Origin of the sequence: uncultured Sphingomonas sp. (assembly GCF_934560975.1) — a bacterium.
In the GTDB taxonomy this organism is placed as follows: Bacteria; Pseudomonadota; Alphaproteobacteria; order Sphingomonadales; family Sphingomonadaceae; genus Sphingomonas_I.
This window is the reverse complement of the sequence record NZ_CAKTFO010000010.1, coordinates 62,336-81,068: the sequence shown is the minus strand read 5'-3', so window position 1 is coordinate 81,068 and position 18,733 is coordinate 62,336. Positions and strand designations below refer to the sequence as shown.

At 63.5% G+C, this 18,733-nt stretch carries 8 protein-coding genes; 7 read left to right on the top strand and 1 reads right to left on the bottom strand.

Translation table 11 applies throughout. From position 1 onward, the window contains the following. The first annotated feature begins 3 nt into the window (after positions 1-3). The 7 genes from Q0D93_RS08685 to Q0D93_RS08655 all read left to right on the top strand — a co-directional run bounded on the left by Q0D93_RS08685 (position 4) and on the right by Q0D93_RS08655 (position 15,162). Positions 4-2,748, top strand: a complete 2,745-nt coding sequence (locus Q0D93_RS08685; RefSeq protein WP_294392967.1) for an AAA family ATPase — start codon at positions 4-6, stop codon at positions 2,746-2,748. Beyond that, entirely contained in the window at positions 2,745-4,061 is a 1,317-nt protein-coding gene (locus tag Q0D93_RS08680) for a restriction endonuclease (protein WP_294392965.1), read from the top strand. The genes Q0D93_RS08685 and Q0D93_RS08680 overlap by 4 nt, the downstream gene beginning before the upstream one ends. 126 nt (positions 4,062-4,187) lie before the next feature. Then, a complete protein-coding gene (locus tag Q0D93_RS08675; RefSeq protein ID WP_294392964.1) occupies positions 4,188-8,168 on the top strand; it encodes a type IIL restriction-modification enzyme MmeI in 3,981 nt (1,326 codons plus the stop codon). 76 nt (positions 8,169-8,244) lie between these two features. Further along, positions 8,245-9,363, top strand: coding sequence for an XRE family transcriptional regulator (locus tag Q0D93_RS08670; RefSeq protein ID WP_294392961.1), 1,119 nt, complete (start codon positions 8,245-8,247; stop codon positions 9,361-9,363). A gap of 14 nt (positions 9,364-9,377) precedes the next feature. Then, positions 9,378-9,866, top strand: a complete 489-nt coding sequence (locus tag Q0D93_RS08665) for a hypothetical protein (protein ID WP_294392959.1) — start codon at positions 9,378-9,380, stop codon at positions 9,864-9,866. Continuing rightward, a complete protein-coding gene (gene drmA, locus Q0D93_RS08660; protein WP_294392957.1) occupies positions 9,866-13,306 on the top strand; it encodes a DISARM system helicase DrmA in 3,441 nt (1,146 codons plus the stop codon). The genes Q0D93_RS08665 and drmA overlap by 1 nt, the downstream gene beginning before the upstream one ends. Then, entirely contained in the window at positions 13,306-15,162 is a 1,857-nt protein-coding gene (locus Q0D93_RS08655; RefSeq protein ID WP_294392954.1) for a DUF1998 domain-containing protein, read from the top strand. Before drmA ends, Q0D93_RS08655 begins: the two co-directional genes overlap by 1 nt. A 660-nt stretch (positions 15,163-15,822) precedes the next feature. On the opposite strand, the gene Q0D93_RS14880 is transcribed toward Q0D93_RS08655, so the two are convergent. Beyond that, complete coding sequence (locus Q0D93_RS14880; RefSeq protein WP_366510269.1) at positions 15,823-18,732, bottom strand: family 43 glycosylhydrolase; 2,910 nt, start codon at positions 18,730-18,732, stop codon at positions 15,823-15,825. Between the last annotated feature and the right edge of the window lies 1 nt (position 18,733).

Here is an 18,733-nt window from a genome sequence, read left to right as displayed (position 1 = left end):
AGTGTGAAGGAAGCAGAATTCAAGGCGTGGCTCGAGGCCGAGGGCTATTCGAAGGGCACCGTCAGCACGCAAATGGCTGACGTCCGCCGCGTCGATCGCGCCTATGGCGATCTCGACAACCTGCCGCCTGGTCAGTCGATCGCCAGCATCAGGCAATCGTTGGTCTATTCCAAAGCGGATCAACGGGCGGGGCGGCCGAACCCGGCCAAGTTTCCGATCGACGGCAGCCTCTACGACAGCCTTGCCAGCTACCGGGCGGCGCTGAATTTCTATCAGCGGTTTCTGGATGCCGGGGCTGTCGCTCGAGGCGGTTCGACGTTCGATCTGACCGCGCAGGACATCCTCGACGCCATCGATCGGTGCGATGCCGCCGGGTCGGTGGAGGCCTTCATCGCCAGCCAGGATGGACTGGGGGCGCCAGCGAAGTTCTGGCTGCTGCACCGGGGCAGGCGCTATCCCAGCAAGGCGATCGTCCGCAATGCGCTCGAGCATACCGGCAGCGGGTCGCTGCCCGGCGGCGCGCAATGCAAGGCCGCGCTGGATGCGCTGGGCTTCGTCGTGATCGATTGGCCAGCGTTCCGGTCGCTCCGCGAAACCTTCCTGGCGCGGATGAAGGGATTTGAGAATTTTCGTCGGCAGGACGGAGATTACTGTGCGATCGAGCGCCGCTACAAGGACCAGACGATCGACAAGGTTCGCGGGCTCGCCGCGTCGGATGCCGACGACCGCACGGTCGGCGAGCAGATCTATCGCGCGCTCAGCGTCGACACGCAGGGGCTGCCGCTCAGCTGGCGCACGCTCGACGAGGTGCAGAAGGCTGACGCCCCACTGCGCGACCGCTTCTTTGAGATCGTCGCACGGCTGGCGCGCAGCGAGGATGACCCGCTGGCCACGATTACCGATGGTGCGCGTGCGCTGGAACAGCTGAAGGCGGACGGTATCGCCGGCCTTCGGCGCGGCGAGGTGCTCGCGATCACCATCAGCGTCGTCGGCACGATGCATCCAGAGGCGGCAAGCTGGTTCAAGGTCAGCCGAGTCGAAACGATGGGCAAGACCCTCTTCGGCCGTAAGCTGTTCGCCCACCCGCAGTTCGAGCCGACCGATCTGGACGAATATCTACAGCTGCTGCGGGCGCTGTTCGCATTGTTCGGGGAGGAACTGGGCTGGGAACCGCTCGACCTGTTCGACGTGCAGGGCTTCGTGTGGGTAGCGCTGGAAGATAAATGGGACGGCGAGGAGGCGGCACCTCTGGCCGCGCCAGTCGAGACGACCGAGACGGAAGTGTTGCAGGACGGCCCCTACTGGTTCGTCGGTGCATCCTACGGCCGCCGAGACGATCAGGTCGAACGGTTCCTGGCCGAGGGTATCTGGGACATCGACAGCCCCACCGATCGCAACCGCGAGCAGGTGCTGCGGATGCAGCCGGGCGAGCGGATCGCGATCAAGGCGACCTATGTCCGCAAGAACGGCCTGCCGTTCGACGGACGCGGGCGATCGGTGTCGGTCATGTCGATCAAGGCGATCGGCACGATTACGGCCAATGCCGGTGACGGCGAGTGCGTGTCCGTCGACTGGCAGGCCGGGTACAGCCCACGCGAATGGTATCACTACACCTATCAGCCGACGATCTGGGAGGTGTATCCCACCAACGAGATGGCGCAGCGGCTGATCCGCTTCGCCTTCATGGACGAGCCGCAGGATTACGACTGGTTCCTGCGCAACATGTCGCACTGGGGCGGGTTGCCCGCCGAAGAAGCGCCCGCGCCGGACCCGGTGAAGCGCTCGCCGCTCAACCTGATCCTCTACGGGCCGCCTGGCACGGGCAAGACCTATCGCACGATGGCCGAGGCGGTGCAGCTGTGCCGGGGGCTGGCCGGGAACGACCCGTTGCTTACCGATGTCGAGCGTCGGCAGGAATTGCGCCAGGTCTATGAGGAACTGAAGGGTCAGGGGCAGATCGGCTTCGTCACCTTCCACCAGAATTACGCCTATGAGGATTTCGTCGAGGGCCTGCGGCCACAACCGCTGGCGGACGGCGTCGGCTTCACGCTCAAGGCCAAGCCCGGCATCCTGCGGCAGATGGCCGAAGCGGCCGAGGCAAGCGCCGAGGAACACGTCCTCGTCATCGACGAAATCAACCGCGCCAACATCTCCAAGGTGTTCGGCGAGCTCATCACGCTTATCGAGCCGGACAAAAGGCTCGGGATGGATGAGGGGATGCGGCTAACCTTGCCCTATAGCGAGGCGCGGTTCGGCGTGCCCGCGAACCTGCACATCATCGGGACCATGAACACGGCCGACCGCTCGATCGCGCTGCTCGACACGGCGCTGCGCCGTCGGTTCGAGTTTCGCGAATTGATGCCGGATGCCAGCCTGCTCAAGCCGGTCGACGGTATCGACCTCGCCGGCTTGCTCGCCACGGTCAACGAGCGGATCGAATATCTGTTCGACCGCGAGCATCAGATCGGCCACGCCTATTTCATCCGTTGCACCACCCGCGCGGATGTCGACGAGGTCATGCGCCACAAGGTCATCCCGCTGCTCGCCGAATATTTCTACGAAGACTGGGCCAAGGTGGCGGCGGTGCTCGGCGATGGTGACGACAGCGAAAGTGATCGTGAAGGTCGCTTCATCGACCGGCGTCGACTTAAAGCCCCCAAGGGTCTGGGCGGGGATGAGGATGCCGCGCCGCGCTATCGTTGGCACGTGCGCGATGCCTTCTCCTACGACGGCTTCGCCACGGCGTGATCCACCGCACGATCCTCGAATGGGAGACCATCCGCTACGGCGAGGCGGCCGACGAAATGCCCGTGGTCGCTGCTGATCGGATCGCGGTCGTCGCGGCAGCCTCGCCCCTCGCCGGCCGCGGTGGTGGCGGCGTCCTGGAGCATGGTCGCAAGGGGCTGCGCGCACGTGGCGTCGTCGGCGTCATCGCGGCGCAGGGCTGTGCGCTGGAAATCCTGCCCAAGATCGACGTGGCCGGTGGAAGCGATGCCGAGACGACGGGCAACATCCGCCAGCGGCTGGTCCACATGCTGGCGGTCGCGCTCGACCTGAAGATCGACGCGGGCCAGGTCACGGCGCTCGACTGGCAGCGCGAGACGCTGCTTGAGATCCTGATCCGCCTCTTCTCGGAAAAGCTCGTCGATGCGGTGCGGCAGGGAATGCCGCGCCGCTACGTCGAACATGCCGACGACCTGCCGACACTTCGTGGTCGGCTGAACGTGACGCGCCAGTTCACGACGCTGGCGGTCGAGCCGTCGCGGCTGGCGTGCCGCTTCGACGCGCTGACTCCGGACATCGCGCTGAACCAAATCATGAAGGCGGCGGTCACCCGCCTGTCGCGGATCGCGCGCACGACCGACAACCAGCGGCGGCTGCGCGAGTTGGCGTTCGCCTATGCCGATATCGCTGACGTGCCGGTCTCGGCGTTGCGGTGGGACGATGTGGTGCTGGATCGCACCAATCAGCGCTGGCGTGAACTGCTGAACCTCGCACGCTTGTTGCTGGGCGAACGCTTCCAGACCACCTCAGCTGGCGGCAGCGACGGCTTCTCGCTGCTGTTCGAGATGAACACGCTGTTCGAGGAATATGTTGCCCGCATGCTGAAGCGCGCGCTCGCCGACACCGACCTTCGCGTCGTCAGCCAGGGCGGGCGGCTCTATTGCCTCGAAACCGATGACCGTCGGCAGGTTTTCCAGACCCGGCCGGACATCCTCATCAAGCGAGGCGACATCGTCCTGCAGGTGATCGATACCAAGTGGAAGCGGACCGCCGCGCGGATCGACGATCCCAAGCGCGGCGTGTCACAGGCCGACGTCTATCAGATGATGGCCTATGGCCGGCTCTATCAATGCGGCAGGTTGACCCTGCTCTATCCGCACCATCGTGACGCGAGGTGTGACGAAGGGCTGATCGGCAATTATGCCGTCAATTCCAGCTCGGACCGTATGGAGCTGTTCTCGGTCGACCTCGCGCATAGCGACCGGATCAAGGCTCGCCTTGCCGCCATCTGCTCGCAGGGCAAGGCCGAGCCCGATATCGTCATCGCCGAAGCATAGCGCGTTCCAGGCATCCTATTTTTGCCCGACGCATGGAAAATCGATGGGCAGAGAACGGCGGGAACCTCCCCAGAAACCGCATCCGTAAGAGGAGGCAGGTTCAGTTAGGGTGGGGTGGCGCAAGAAATGAATTCTCCGAATTCGTCGCATCGGCCGAAGGCCTCGCGTGCGCACCCCACCCCCTCTTTTCTCATCATTCTGGACGACGGAACCAGGCACCGCGTCAGCGATCGCGAGCTTGCCATGCAGATGCGCCAAGAGCGCACCGCGACGTTGAAGCGTCTGCGTCAGTCCCGAGCCAACGCCCTGGCAGCCGTGGCCGATAAGATAGAAAACGAGCGCATCCGTCGCGACTTCGAGGCCGCCGAACGTAAGTTCGACGCCGCTCTCCGGCGCTTCCATAAGCGAGTACGGGTTCAACCCGAGCCGCGCCGTCGCGCGCCTGCAGCGCGGAAGAGGAACTCGACCGTTGCCGGCACCGGCCACAGTGGGCTGGTGTTAAAGGTCCGCAATCAGGCGCCCAGCGCACTGGCGCGACGGGACCGCGCGGGGTGCGAGGGCATAATGCTCCGTATCCGCTACGTCCGTGCCGGCGGACAGCACGCCAAGATCGGCTGCGTCGTGCGCCACTGGCGCTATATCGCGCGCGAAGCCGCCGTCACACTGGACGCGGACGGCGAACCGATCCTCTTGGGTAATCTCGGCGATGCCGCCGCGGGGCTCGACGCCTTTATCGAGCAGGTCGCCGATGGCCTCGCGGTGCAGGAGAAGGTGCTGAGGGCGATGCGCAAGAATGCCAAGCTCAGCTTCCGGATGGTCGGCGCCTTCCCTTATGGCTTGCCGGTCGAGGCCCGGCGCGAGGTGCTGCAGCGCATCGGCGATGAGGTGTTCGGTGCGCGCGGGCTAGGCTGGTCGGCAGCCGCACACGATACCGATCCGAGTGCCGATGTCGACAACGACCACTTCCATCTCGACTACACCTTGCTCCCGATGGAGCGGCAGGCGGATGGCAGCTATATCGTCTCAAACGAACTGCGCACCGATCTCGACGGGCAGGAGGGGCTGCGCTTCATCCGTCATCAGGTCGCCCGTGTGCTGACTGAGGTTGCCCGTGAGCACAGGCTGGATCGCACCTTCACCGCGCTTTCCTATCGCGAGCGCGGTATGGATCGTGAGGGCGGCGAGCATGTCGGCCAGCAGGGCACCGCTGCGCAACGCCAGGGCCACCATGTCGCGGCGGTTGCCCGTAATGAGGCTCGGCGTCGGCGAGACGATGCCCGCGAACGGGCGAGAGCCGCGCGCGAGCGTCTCACCGCGCTCGAAGAGCTGAAACAGGCGATCGAGCGGGAAGCCGCGCGGGTGCCGTCATTGCCCGCGCTGCCTGACATTGTGGCGACAGACGCGACGCCGCTGCCGGTTGTCAGCGCTATGCCCGATCTGACGGTCGCGACTGACGTCGATCCGGTTCCGCCCGTTGCGGTGCCGGAGGACGTCCCGGTATTCCCGCTATCGCCCGAAGTCCCGCATATCCCTGCGGTGCCGCAGACCGCTTTCGATTTGCGACCGGTATCGGTTCCATCGATCCCGCCGGCTTCATCGCTGACGGCTGTGCCGACCGCCGTCTCACCCGGGGCACCCATGCCGATACTGTCGCGGATCAGCATCGCCGTGGCCGCGATGCGAGAGCCGCCGACGCTGTCTGGTATCGGAAAGGCGCCACCGATCCTGCTCCGAATTCGCGCGCTGCACGACATCGGATCACCCGCTCCGACTTTCGAGGTATCGCCTGGGCTGACGTACCTCGCGGAGAATGCGCCCATGATACCTGCGGTCCCCGGCGTCTATCACATCGGCACGGCCGTGCCGAACATGCCGAGCCCCCGCTTCGAGCTAAGGAATCTGGGGACGGATATCGCCCGCGACGCCGAGGATGAAGCGATCGGAAAGGATCTGCGGGCGGCGGTCGAGCGCGAGACGATACGGCGACGGGAGGTGGCATCGGACAAACCGCTCGATCCGTTCAGCGGCGTGCCAGATTCCAAGCCTCATCCGGAATTCGAGGAACTGCTGGCGCTCCTCGAAAAGCAGCCGGAGCTACTCACAGTGCATGAGGGGCAGATGTTCCCGGGCGACGCTCTCCCGGCGCGCTTGCGGAAGGCCCTGCAAGAATATGCCCTTCATCCCCGCGCACGCGCGATGATGGTGGCGACGCTCGCGCGCGATCATGAGTTCAGCTTCCTCGACCATGCGCTCAAGAGCGGCGACAGTCTCGTGGGATTGTCACGCGCGCAGATCGAGGGGGCGAGCTGGGAGACGAATGCACCGCCGAACTTGTGGCGGTTACGCGTGTCGCAAGACGTGGATCGCGTGCTCGCGCACCGCGAGGCGATCCGAAACGCCCCGGATGAAGTCGCGCTGGCGATGCAGGAGGCCCAGCATGCACAAGTCGAGCGAGGGCTGGAGAATGTCCGGCTAATCGGCGATGCGGTGATTGCCAGCTTCTTCGCGGAAGCCAAACCGAAGCCCCGCCGTCAGGCGCTGGCGGATGTGGCGCTCGCGGCGGGCGGCGCGGCTTGGGACCGGTTGCGCAATCGCGCGATCGGGCTGGAGGGTGGCTCGCATCCCGTACGTCCGTTCCATTGGGAGATCGAGTTCCCAGAGGTCTTCTCACGCGACAATCCAGGCTTCGATGCGATCATCGGCAACCCGCCGTTCCTGGGCGGCACATGGATTAGCGGAAATTTCGGCGTGGCTTACGCCGAATGGCTCAGCATGATGGCCGAGGGGTGCGGAGGCCGCGCCGATTTAAGCGCATATTTCTTTCGTAGAACGTTCGGCCTGTTGCGCCAAAGCGGCGCGATGGGTCTAATTGCAACGAATACAATTAGGCAGGGCGATACTCGGGAGGGCGGTCTTCAAAAAATACTCGCGAACGGCGGCCGCATTGTTCAGGCAATAAGGAGAATGCAATGGCCAGGTGAGGCGGCCGTGGTAATAAGCACAATTACCATATCTAAGACGGATTGTAATCGCAGCGCTGTTTTGGATGGCTCAATTGTAAGCAGCATTAATAGTTTCTTGGTTGAAGGTGAGGATAAGCTAGGAATTCCTTTTCATATCTTCAGTAACGCTCAGGCGTTCAAGGGATACGACCTCTACGGCATGGGGTTTGTCTTCAGCGACAAGCCCAAAGGTGAGGAGAATCCTCTGTCGGTGTCCGGAGGCTTCTCAACGGCCGAGAGCGAAAGGCTTAAAGTTTTAATTGGTGGAGAGGACATCAATCAAAGCCCGGTGCATGATAGTATCCGGTTTGCAGTAAACGTGAATGGTCTCACCCGAGATGAACTACAGGACCGTTACCCTAATATATATTCGGCACTGCGATGCAGCCAAGAACCCTACCGACAGCGCCTTGCGCCAGGCGGACGCAATGATCGACTTAGAGACAAATGGTGGGTGTATAATGAGACTAGGCCAGGGCTGACCGAGGCCCTGCTAAAACATGATCGAGTTCTCTGTTGCTCGCAGGTCAGTCCTCACCTTGCCATCGCGGCGCGATCGTCATCCGCGATATTCCTTAACACGGTTATTGTTTTTACCTTCGCCACTGATGCTGCCTTGGCAGCTCTTCAATCTCGAACCCACGAGCTGTGGGTTCGGTTCTTCGCTTCATCCATGAAGGACGATCTGCGTTACACCCCTTCCGACTGTTTCGAGACCTTCCCCCTGCCGCCCGGTTTCGAGGACGCGCCCGCGCTCGAAACGGCAGGGCAAGCCTATCACGATCACCGCGCCCAGCTGATGATCACCCGCAATCAAGGGATGACGCCAACCTACAACCGCTTTCACGACGCCCAAGACCACGCCGAGGACATCGTTCGCCTGCGCGAGCTGCATGCCGCCATGGATTGCGCCGTGCTCGCCGCCTATGGCTGGGACGACCTCGCCGCGCGTGCCGCGCCGGAATTTCTCACTGAGGAGACCGAGAACGATCACACCTATCAGAGCCGCCTGTTTTGGCCCGCGCCTTTTCGGGACGAACTCCTAGCTCGCCTGCTCCGACTGAACGAGGAGTTCGCAGAGGAAGAGCGCCTCCAAGCATCCTAACAGGACGGCAACCTCACCCAGATAGATCTTGCAAAGTCGAATTTGCAAGATTATGTGGGTTGCAGGAGTTCCCGTCATGTCCACCCAAATCATCGGCCCACGCCTTAAGGCGCTTCGCGACGCGCGCGGCCTCGATCAGGAGGCGGTGCGCGCCATGCTTGGCGTCGGCAGCCGCCAGATCGTCTCGCAGATCGAAACCGGCGAACGCAGCATCAAGGCCGAGGAGCTTTCGCGTCTGATCGAAGGCCTGGAGGTCGATCTCGACTATTTCACCGATCCCTATCGATTGGTGGGAGAGGCCGGCTTCTGTTGGCGACAGAGCGGCCGCACACTCGCCGATCTCAAGGATTATGAGCGAACCGCGAGTTCGTGGATCGCGCTCTATCGTCACGAGGCGCCTCGTGTCGGTCGCCCGGCGCGGCTGACCCGTCCGAAGCTGCCGTTGACCCGGCAATCGAGCTTTGAGGATGCCGCGCAGGAAGGCGAGCGCGTGGCCGAGACGCTCGGTCTGATGAGCGAAAACATGGTTCCCGCTTTGGGCCTTGCCGACGCGATGGAGCGCGAGTGGGGCATCTTGGTTTTGATGGTCGATGCCATCGATGGCGTGTCGGGTGCGGCTTGTCGCCTGCCCGATCTAGACGCGGTACTGGTGAACCGGCGTGAAGTCGCTGGGCGTCGCAATTTCGACCTTGCGCACGAACTGTTCCACCTGATGACGTGGGAGCAGATGCCACCGGACTATGTCGAGGATCCCGGTGCCGGCGTGAAGCGCAACCGCGTCGAGCAGCTTGCCGACAACTTCGCTTCCGCGCTGCTGATGCCGGCCAAGGTGATCGCGCGCTTCGGTAGTTGGAAGATGGGTGCGGACGAGCTGGTCGATCGGCTGAACGAGGTGGCTGAGATTCTGCAGGTGACTGCACAGGCGCTCAAGTGGCGGCTGAAGGGGTTGGGTCAGCTAAGCCAAGCTGTCGTGCGTGAGTTGGCGGATGATTTGCTCCGCAATAATGGCCGCCAGGGTGACGCAGGCAGCGCATTGCCGGCTTTGTTCTCGCGTGGCTTCATGGAGGTGTTGGGGGCTGCGCTCGAGATGGGCAATCTCTCGGTACGGCGGGCGGCGCGTACGCTCGATATGGCCTTGGACGATCTGGATGCGCTGTTCGTCGAGCATGACGTGCCGTCGGCCGTGCATGTCTGAGGAACGGCAATCTCATGGCGCGTCCCGGTCCCGTACTGATCGATAACAATGCACTGTCCGAGGCGCTCCGGGTCGGCGCCTGGAATGCTCTGTCGAACGGGCTGATGCTGGAGACGGTCGAGGAGGTCGCTGGTGAGGCGCTCACTGGCCATCTTCGACGCGAGGTTATCGATCCGATCGAATTGCGGGCTCGGGTCGCCGTCCAACCTGTCGAGGACGCTGCGCGCGTTGCGCTGGCAGTCAGGACGGCGGTTTATCTCGATCCGGGAGAACGTGATCTATGGGCGCATGCCTTGACCCGGATCGATGGGTGGATCCTGTGCGGTCCCGATCGATCCAGCGTTAGGGCAGCGGTGGAACTGGGGCTGCAGGATCGCCTGATCTCGCTGGAAGCCCTTCTCGATAGCGTCGGATTCCGGCCGAAATCCGCCTTGCGAGCAGCATATTCAAAAGCCTGGCTGGCACAGGCGATCAATGAGCATCGCGCAGGAGGGCGCCTGTGATGAACGCAATCGAAGTTCGCGAAGAACTGGTCCACCGGCTGCGGCGCAATCTCGTCGGGCCGAGCGAATTCCCGCATGACGACGACCTCTCGACCGAGCGGCTGCCAGCAGGCGAGAGCCCCTCGCGCTGGTATCTGTCCGGCTATATTGCGCCAACCGGGGACGACGTCGCTCTGGCCCACGAGGATTCGGAGGAAGAAGGAGAACTTACGCAGCTCGAGCCCGCCGGTTACGGCGCGGGCGGTGCTGCGGGCGATGACGATGCTCCCGAACCGCCTGTGGCTCGTCGGCGCTTTCTCCCTTCGTCGATCGGGCTCACAACGATGCTCGATCCCGCCGTAGGCGAGATCGAGGTCGAGGTGCGCTGGGGCGATTACGTGCCCGAACCGCCGCTTCCTCCCGAGGTTCTCGAAGGCGACACGGCTCCTGGGCCGGTCGAGTGGCGACGGGTGCCTCGAAGCGAGCGGGTGATGCTAGCGATCCCAGGCCGGAATGAAGGCCTTGTGACCCGCACGGTCCCGCATAGCGGTGCCACAGCGCGAAAGGGCGGCGGCCTCGAACTCGGCATCCGAGCGCGTCCGTTCACGATGACGCTGGCGGATGGGATGTGGCGCACGGTGAATGTCGTCACAGTCTTTCTCGTCAACAAGCGCGATACAGGCACCGGGCGGCGGTACCAGGATCTAACCTACGCCTATCAGGTGCGGCTGGATCTCCACTGCTCTTCAGGCTTCGTGGCGCAATACGATCTGTCTCGCGTTTCGCGCGATGATTGGGACGACCGCTTGGCCGACCTCCATTATCGCGATGCTGCCGCTTTCGCTGTTGGTCTCGGTTGCGCGACCGGCTTTGAACGCGACGATGACGGGGCTGTCTGTCGCGTTCATACGACGGCGCTGCCACGCGCGAGTGTCGAACGTACGATTCCCTCGAACGAAGTGGGGAACATCGAGCTCGGGATAGACGCGCTTGCCGATCTGGCCGCGACAGGCGGAACCGCACTTGCCGCCCGGCTCCGGCCTTTGGTCAACGCCTATGCAGAATGGACCGTCGCTCAGGAGGCCTCCGCACAAGATCCGGCGATGCAGAAAGCGCCGCAACGGCGCGTGACGGCCGCAGCCTTGATTCAGGCGCAGGCAGAAGTCCGCGCGCGGATTGCGTCAGGTATCGATGAGCTCCAAACCAACGACGAGTCCCGCCTCGCGTTCGAGATCGCTAACCGCGCGATCGCCGACGCGGCCCGTGCCCGACGGCCAGAGGACCAGCGCCCGGCCTGGCGCCCCTTTCAGCTCGCCTTCATTCTGCTCAATCTCGCTGGACAGGCAGACAAGCACCATCCCGACCGGGAAACAGTCGATTTGCTCTTCTTCCCTACCGGCGGTGGCAAGACGGAGGCCTATCTTGGCCTAGCGGCGTTTTCGATCGCACTCAGGCGATTGACGGCCCCCGGGCTGCTCGGGGCCGGCGTTTCGGTCATCATGCGCTACACGTTGCGTCTGCTGACGCTCGACCAACTCGGCCGCGCTGCCGGTTTGATCTGCGCGATGGAATTGCTGCGCACAGGCGATCGGTATGTCCGAAATGACCGAAAGCTGCTTGGCGACTGGCCAATAGAGATCGGTCTGTGGGTGGGCTCCGACGCCTCTCCAAATAAACTTGGAGGCAAGGGCAATACCGGCGATGACACCGCCGTCACCCGCGTTCGCCGCTATCTAAAGGGTCAAGATTCTCGCGCGCCGGCACCGATCAAGAATTGTCCCTGGTGCGGCCATGCCTTTGCACCGAGCAGCTTCCGTTGCGTTCCCAATATGGATGCGCCGGTTAATCTCGAACTGCGTTGCGTCAATCTCGACTGCGCTTTCACGGGTGACCGCCCGCTACCGATCGTTACTGTGGACGATGCCATCTATCGGCGCCTTCCCGCTTTCATGATCGCGACGGTCGATAAGTTCGCGGCCCTTCCCTGGCGGGGCAAGGCAGGCGCGTTCTTCGGGCATGTCGACAGATACGACACCAATGGTTTTTACGGCGCGGCCGAACCGCGCAGGGGCCAGTCCCTCGATAACGGGCACCGCCTCGACCCGCCCGATCTCATTATTCAGGATGAGCTTCACCTGATCTCCGGTCCACTAGGTACAGTTGCTGGCCTCTACGAGGCTGCAATCGATCGGCTTTCTAGCCGGGGCGATGGGTCGGCGCGTGTTCGGCCGAAGATTGTAGCGTCGACCGCAACGGTCCGTCGGGCAAGTGATCAGATCCAGGCCCTGTTCGACCGCGCCGAGACCCGCATCTTTCCGGCGCCGGGTATCAGCCGCCAGGATAGTTTCTTTGCGCGCGTCGTGCCGGAAAGCGATAGCCCCGCACGTTGGTATCTTGGCCTCGCGGCCGCTGGCCGTGGCCCTAAGCTAGTCTTCCTGCAGGCCTTGGTGACGTTGCTGTCCGGCGCCCAGGGGCTCGCCGGCGAAGGTGGGCAGGCAGATCCTTATCTGACGGCGCTTTGCTATTTCAACGCTCTACGTGAATTGGGGGGTGCGCGCAGGATCGTGGAGGACGAAGTCACAATCCGCGTTGCGAATTATGGCACTGAGCGGCGTCGTTCGGATCCAAAAGACTCGCCATTCGGCGATCGAACATTGAGCGAGCCGATCGAGCTTACGTCGCGCGTCTCCACCGACCAGGTGGCTGCCGCGAAGGGGAGACTGGAAACGCTGTTTAGCCATCCCTCCGGTGAACCGGTGGATGTCGCCTTGGCGACGAACATGATCTCGGTGGGGCTGGATATCACCAGGCTTGGCCTAATGCTCGTTCAGGGGCAGCCCAAGACTGCGGCCGAATACATCCAAGCTACCAGCCGGGTCGGACGCGATCATCGCCGTCCAGGCCTCGTCGTTGCGATCCTGAATGTTCATAAACCGCGCGACAGAATGCATTTCGAGCAATTCTGTCATTTCCACACCACCTTCTACAGGGCGGTTGAGGCAACGAGCGTGACACCGTGGTCTGCACGCGCCCTTGATCGGGCGCTCGCCGCCGTCGTGGTCGCCGTGGCGCGCCACCTTGACGCTGATTTGACCCCGTCCGGCGCCGTCACCGCGCTCGCCGAGCGAACAGATGTGCGTTCTGCCGTCGTCACTCATCTTGTGTCTCGCGCTCCCGAAAATATCGTGGGAGGCAAGGTAGCTCTTAAAGCTCTGATCGAGGGCCTGCTTGACGATTGGGTCGAGATCGCGCGCGAACAGGTCGCCACCGGCGGCAGCTTCACTTACGAGAACAATCCGCAACGTCTGCTCCACGCTCCGCTCGATCCTGTTATCGAGAATCTGGATGAACAACAAAGGCGGTTCCAAGCTGGCTGGAGCATGCGTGATGTGGAGCCAGGCGTGCTGGTCAAGCCGCGCGATCCATATGGCCAGCCGATAACGGGAGCGGCGGATCTCTAATGCCTAGTTCAAAGCGCGTGCACCTTCGAGCGTCGCAGCTTATCATGACATTTGGCCCTGGGGCGATGGTGGATCTCCCGACCCGCTCAGTGATCATAGGGGGGCTCGACTCTTGGCACATGCGCGAAAAAGGGAGCTGGCACACCATAGAGGAGCCCCGCGCTGTCGCCGTTTTGGAAAAGCTACTTGGCGATGACGGTCGTTTGAGGCCGGCCACGCGCTTGAGCCTTCGCTCGCCGCCGGTCGATGCCGGCGGTCGGACGTGGGCCGAGCCACCCGGCGTAGAGGCAAAAATCTTTCCGGCTTGGTTTGTTACGCGCGATGCCACTGACGCACCGGGCGGCGCGCGCCGCCGCCGCCTCATCCGCTGGCGTGATCTAAATCCCAAGGGCGGACGCGCCGATTTCACTGGCGATGATGGCAGGAAGACGCCTGTCACTCCTATCCGCTTCGTGGCGGCGTGCCAGAAAGGGCACATTCAGGACATCGATTGGAACTACGCCGTCCATAGCGGCACCAAATGTGCGCAGGCGCTTTGGCTTGAGGAGAGGGGTACCTCGGGCGATCCGCGGTCTACCCGGGTGGTATGCGGATGTGGCGCGTCGCTTTCGCTCTATGATGCCCAACGCCCGGGACGGTTCGGATCGTGTCGAGGCGCCCGTCCATGGCTTGATGATCGGGAAGGTGAAGGATGCGATGAACAGCTCCGCTTTCTGACTCGGACAGCGACTAATGCTTACTTTCCGCAGGTCCTGACGGTCATTTCGCTGCCGGCTGCGGAGGATGAGCTTACTCGCCTCATCGAAGCTCACCTTGGCGTCCTCTCGCGCGCGAAAGATCCAAATGGGATCGCGGCGGCTCGTGAGTTCAATGATGCGATCCGCGCTGCCTTGGAGGGATACAACGACGAGGAAGTTTTTTCTCGCGTGCAGCAGCTAGAAACGGCGCAGCGACAAAACCTCGAGAAGGCGCCAAAGGTTGCCGAATTTGAGTTACTCGCTTCGGGAGCCAGCGAAATCGGCGCCAACACACCAAGCTCCAAACTGTACGCCCAGACGTTGAACCGTGATGCGTGGGGTGGTGATAATCCGGCGCTCGCACCGATCGCTTCGGTCGTGGCAGTTCACCGCCTGCGCGAAGTCGCCTGCCTCTATGGATTCACCCGGTTCGAAGCGGCTCCGACATCAATCGACGGCGACCTTGAGGAACTATATCTCGCGGTGAAGGGGGCGTCGCTTGCCGTTGAGACTGAGTGGCTTCCGGCTGTCGAACAACTCGGCGAAGGAATCTTTATCCGCTTCGACGAAAAAATTATTGCCGAATGGATGAAAAGGCCGGCGGTGGCGAGACGCGTGTCCGAACTCGAGGTGGGGTACGAAAGCTGGCGTTCACAACAGGTGCATCCCGACCGCCTCCATTTTCCCGGCGGGCTCTATTACGCTATTCACTCCTTAAGCCATGCCCTCATGAACGAGATTGCGTTGGAATGCGGGTATCCGTCGACTTCTCTCAAAGAGAGGGTTTACCCTCTGTACGCCGAGGGTGGGGGGCGGTTTGGGCTTTTGATATACACCGCGACTGCTGGCGCGCAGGGTACTCTTGGTGGACTTCTGGCCGTGCTGCCGACGCTGGGCAGGATCATCACGACTGCCCTTGAGAAGCTCGCACTGTGTTCGAGTGATCCGATCTGCGCCGAGCATCGGCCGTCTGCTCACAAAGACGAGCGCAGCTTAGCAGGTGCGGCTTGCCACAGTTGCTTGCTTGTTGCGGAGACCAGCTGTGAGCAGCGCAACTTGTATCTGGACCGAGCGCTTGTGACTGCGACCTTGTCAGAGGACGGAGCGCCACTTTTTTGAGCTTCCCGGCATTTGTTGAATATGTCGTTTACCGGCTAGACGATCCTCTAGCGGTAGCGAAATTCGCCAATGATTTGAGTGCCCAGCTTTAGAGGCTTCTGGGCACCACTTTTCCTGGTCAAAGATGGGCGTCGCGCCCTCTTTGACGGGAATGCCGCAAATACGCCGCTCGGCGGAGATGACGCCGGCCGGCAACCGCGTCGCGATCATTCTTATACGCGTCCCACGTCCTACGCGCCGCTCCATGGTGAGCATTGTGTCGGATCGCTTATGCGCCTGTGCTTCGCGCCGTTCGACAGGCTACACCACGATCGCCTGCCCGACTGCCCTCAGCGCAGACTTTGTTCAGCCGAGATTGACGCCATGCTCTCCCGCCGACGAGGGCACGGACGTGATACCATGCCGGCAGGACGGACCGTCGTTGCACCGCGCCTGGTTGCACTTCCGCCCTGCCCCGAACGGAAATGATCCGGACAGGGCACCGACCGAATCCCAAGCCGGTGCCGGCATGTCGCACCGAAGCAGCCGATCGTGCCGGCTCCTGCCGTCGAGCCGGGCCGGGCCCGCTGCCGCATGGCCCGCCCCCGCTCGCAACATCCGTCGGAGCCCCGTCTTTCGCGGCCGGCACAGGCCGACCGCTGGCAGGCACAAGGCTTGCCGCTAGGCCGAGCGGGCGGAGTAGCGGAAGTTGCGCAGTCGCACCTGACCCTTGCCCGCGGCATAGATGCCCAGGCGCAGGCTCAAGAAGCCGCCGAACACATTGTGGTGGATGCCCGACACCTCCATCCTGGTGTCGTGCCGGGTCCAGGTCCGCCCGTCGTCCAGCGAATAGGATTGGGTGACCACATTTTCGTCATTGTGCAGGCGCAAGCGCAACGTTCGGGTCTTTAGCGGCCGCCGCGCCCACGCCAGTTCCTCCGAATATTCAAAGATCTTGAGCGTTTCGGGGGTGAAGCCCATCCCCACATAAGCCTTATGGTTGTAGAACAGCAGCAGCCCCGCCTCCGCATCGCCGATCAGGTCGAGCGACACCTCCGACTGGTATGAACGGTCGCCCACGATGCAGGTGAGCGGCGACGAATCGGCTGGCGACGTGCCCCGCCCCTGAACAAGGAGGCTGCCACCTTCGTAGCGGGCGCGGTTCGCGTCACCGGCGGCGGGCTCGTGAAAACTCCACTGCACGCCCATCCTGTCACGCGTAAAATCGTCGCTCAGCGCCGGTGCGGACGGGCTGGACCGGCCCTTGGCAGGCTTGCGCATCGGCTGCGACAGGTCGCCGCCCTTGGCGCGGAACCAGCCGTCCGACGTCCATTCGATCGGCTCCAGCAGGGTCTGGCGGCCGAGCGTGCGGAGGCCGTTCTCGTAACCGTGATAGACCATCCACCAGTCCCCGGCCGGCCCTTCCACCAGGGTGGCATGGCCGCGCGACCACCAGGGTTCGTCGACGGATGTCGTCCGCACCAGCGGATTGTGGGGGCAATGCTCCCACGGGCCATGGACCGAGCGGGAGCGGGCGGCGATCACCATGTGGCCGGTCGCCGGGCCGGCGGTGCCGCCCACCGCCGTGACCAGGTAGAACCAGCCGTTGCGGCGCAGCAGCTTGGGCCCTTCCGGCGCGAAATTCTCCACCACCCAGTCGTCGGGATAGCGCCAGGGCGAATAGGCCTGCTCCAGCACGCCGTCGGTCGCCAGCCCGTCGTCGGTCAGGCGGATCTTCTTGATGCCGTTGGTGAACAGGTAACGCCTGCCGTCCTCGCCCACCACATGGCCGGGATCGATCTGGCCCTTGATCTTCAGGTCGACCGGATCGCTCCACGGCCCGCGAATGTCGTCGGCCCAGATCGCGAAGATCGACCAGCCCTCACCCTTGGGATCGGCGGGGATGTAGATGAAGTAGCGGCCTTCATGTTTCACCAGATCGACGGCCCAGATGACGCCGAGATTCTTGTGCAAGGCCGGCCCGATCGGCGCCCAGTTCACCAGATCGGTGGAATGCCAGATGACCAGCCCCGGATAGGACAGGAAGGAGGAGAAGGTCATGTAGTAATCGTCGCCATCCTTGAGGATGGTCGGATCGGGGTGATCCCCCGCGACGATCGGATTGCGGAACAGGCCATTGCCCAGGTCCGCCTTGCGCTGACCATCCGCGCCGGTGCCCCAGCGAGGCGCCGTCGGGCGCGCGGAGGCGGGCGTCGGTGCCGGTGCGCGTGCCGACGTCGTGGCAGCCAGGATCGGTGCCGCAGGCGTCAGCGAACCCGCGAGGACGGCCTTCAGCAGATTGCGTCGGGGAAGGGACAGGGCAGGTCTCCGTAACAAGCGCGAGAGGGACGATGCGGTGTTGACGCATCGCAACAGGCCGGGCGACCATATCGACCTCCCCGTGATTTCAGAACCCCCACACGTCCGATAGCGATCGATCACGGCCTGCAGCTTGCGGGCGATAAGCCGATCGTCGGCCAGCGAGGGATGAGAGTTGCACGCCCCGAACGACAAACCCTCGATCGGCAGAAAGGCGATGCGGGCGTCGCCGGATGCGCGCAATCGTGCCGTCACTCGGGCGGTTTCCGCCGCAACCTCCCCGTCCGCCTTGTCGGTTGCCCACAGCACGATCAGCGCGCGGGGGTGGCGGGTTCGCAAATCCCGGACGAACGCCACATAATCGACTTCGTAAGCGGCGTGCAGCGCGTCACGGGTCTGCCACGGCTCGCCCGCATGGAGCGGGGTGGAGAAGTCGTTGGTGCCGAGCGCGATCACGATCACCTGCGGATGCCAGCCCGGCGCATCCGCGCGCACCTTGTTGTCGAACAGGCGATAGGGGTAGGCCTTGGGCAGCGTGTCGGCCGCAAAGCCGTTATAGTTGCGCACCACGCCGCGGCCGGAAATCGCATTCACCTGGTAAGCGGCGGCGTAATGCTTCGCCAACAGCGAGCCAAAGCTTCTGGATGTGTCGGTCGTGGCCCAAACCTCGTCTTCCGTACACTGCTGTTTGGCGGAGCTGTTGGCATAGCCCACGGTGTGGGAATCCCCGATGAACTCGATCTGCCGACGCAGGTTCGCGAGCGGCGCGGCGCGCGTGCCCTTGCCAGGGTGGAAGCCGCCGAACCGGGTAGGGCCGGCCTGGCTTTCCGACGCCACCTCCACCCGCAGCCGGTGAAGACCGGGGGCGAGCCCGGTCACGCGGTAAGAGCCGGCTTTCGGCTTGACCAGGGTTGTGACCGGGCGGCCGTCCAGCAGCACATGCAGGATGACCTCGCCTGTCCCGACCCGGAACACGGCATCGCGGCCGTAAAATGCGGTCTCGAAATAGGTGCCGGGCCACTGCCGGACATAGGTGTGTCGACGGCTGCCCGATTGCACCACCCTGCCGCCGACCAGCACCGGCAGGGCGGTCAGCCGCATATCCGCACGTGCCGGTGCAATGCCGACCTTTGCCGATGCACCGCCGGGCACCAGCAAGGCCGCCATGCACCCGATCAGCAACCCGGCGCCACGGCCGGCGCGAAAGAGGCCGCGCCGCTGCCGCGTCGACGAATGCGCGGGGGCGGCAGGATCGGGGTCGGGGTTCGTCATG

What these genes read in the sequence shown, in the direction of transcription:
- drmA (WP_294392957.1), top strand. Translation starts at nt 9,866, where the DNA reads ATGAACGCAATCGAAGTTCGCGAAGAACTGGTCCACCGGCTGCGGCGC.
- Q0D93_RS08665 (WP_294392959.1), top strand. Translation starts at nt 9,378, where the DNA reads ATGGCGCGTCCCGGTCCCGTACTGATCGATAACAATGCACTGTCCGAG.
- Q0D93_RS08670 (WP_294392961.1), top strand. Translation starts at nt 8,245, where the DNA reads ATGTCCACCCAAATCATCGGCCCACGCCTTAAGGCGCTTCGCGACGCG.
- Q0D93_RS08675 (WP_294392964.1), top strand. Translation starts at nt 4,188, where the DNA reads ATGAATTCTCCGAATTCGTCGCATCGGCCGAAGGCCTCGCGTGCGCAC.
- Q0D93_RS14880 (WP_366510269.1), bottom strand. Translation starts at nt 18,732, where the DNA reads ATGACGAACCCCGACCCCGATCCTGCCGCCCCCGCGCATTCGTCGACG.
- Q0D93_RS08655 (WP_294392954.1), top strand. Translation starts at nt 13,306, where the DNA reads ATGCCTAGTTCAAAGCGCGTGCACCTTCGAGCGTCGCAGCTTATCATG.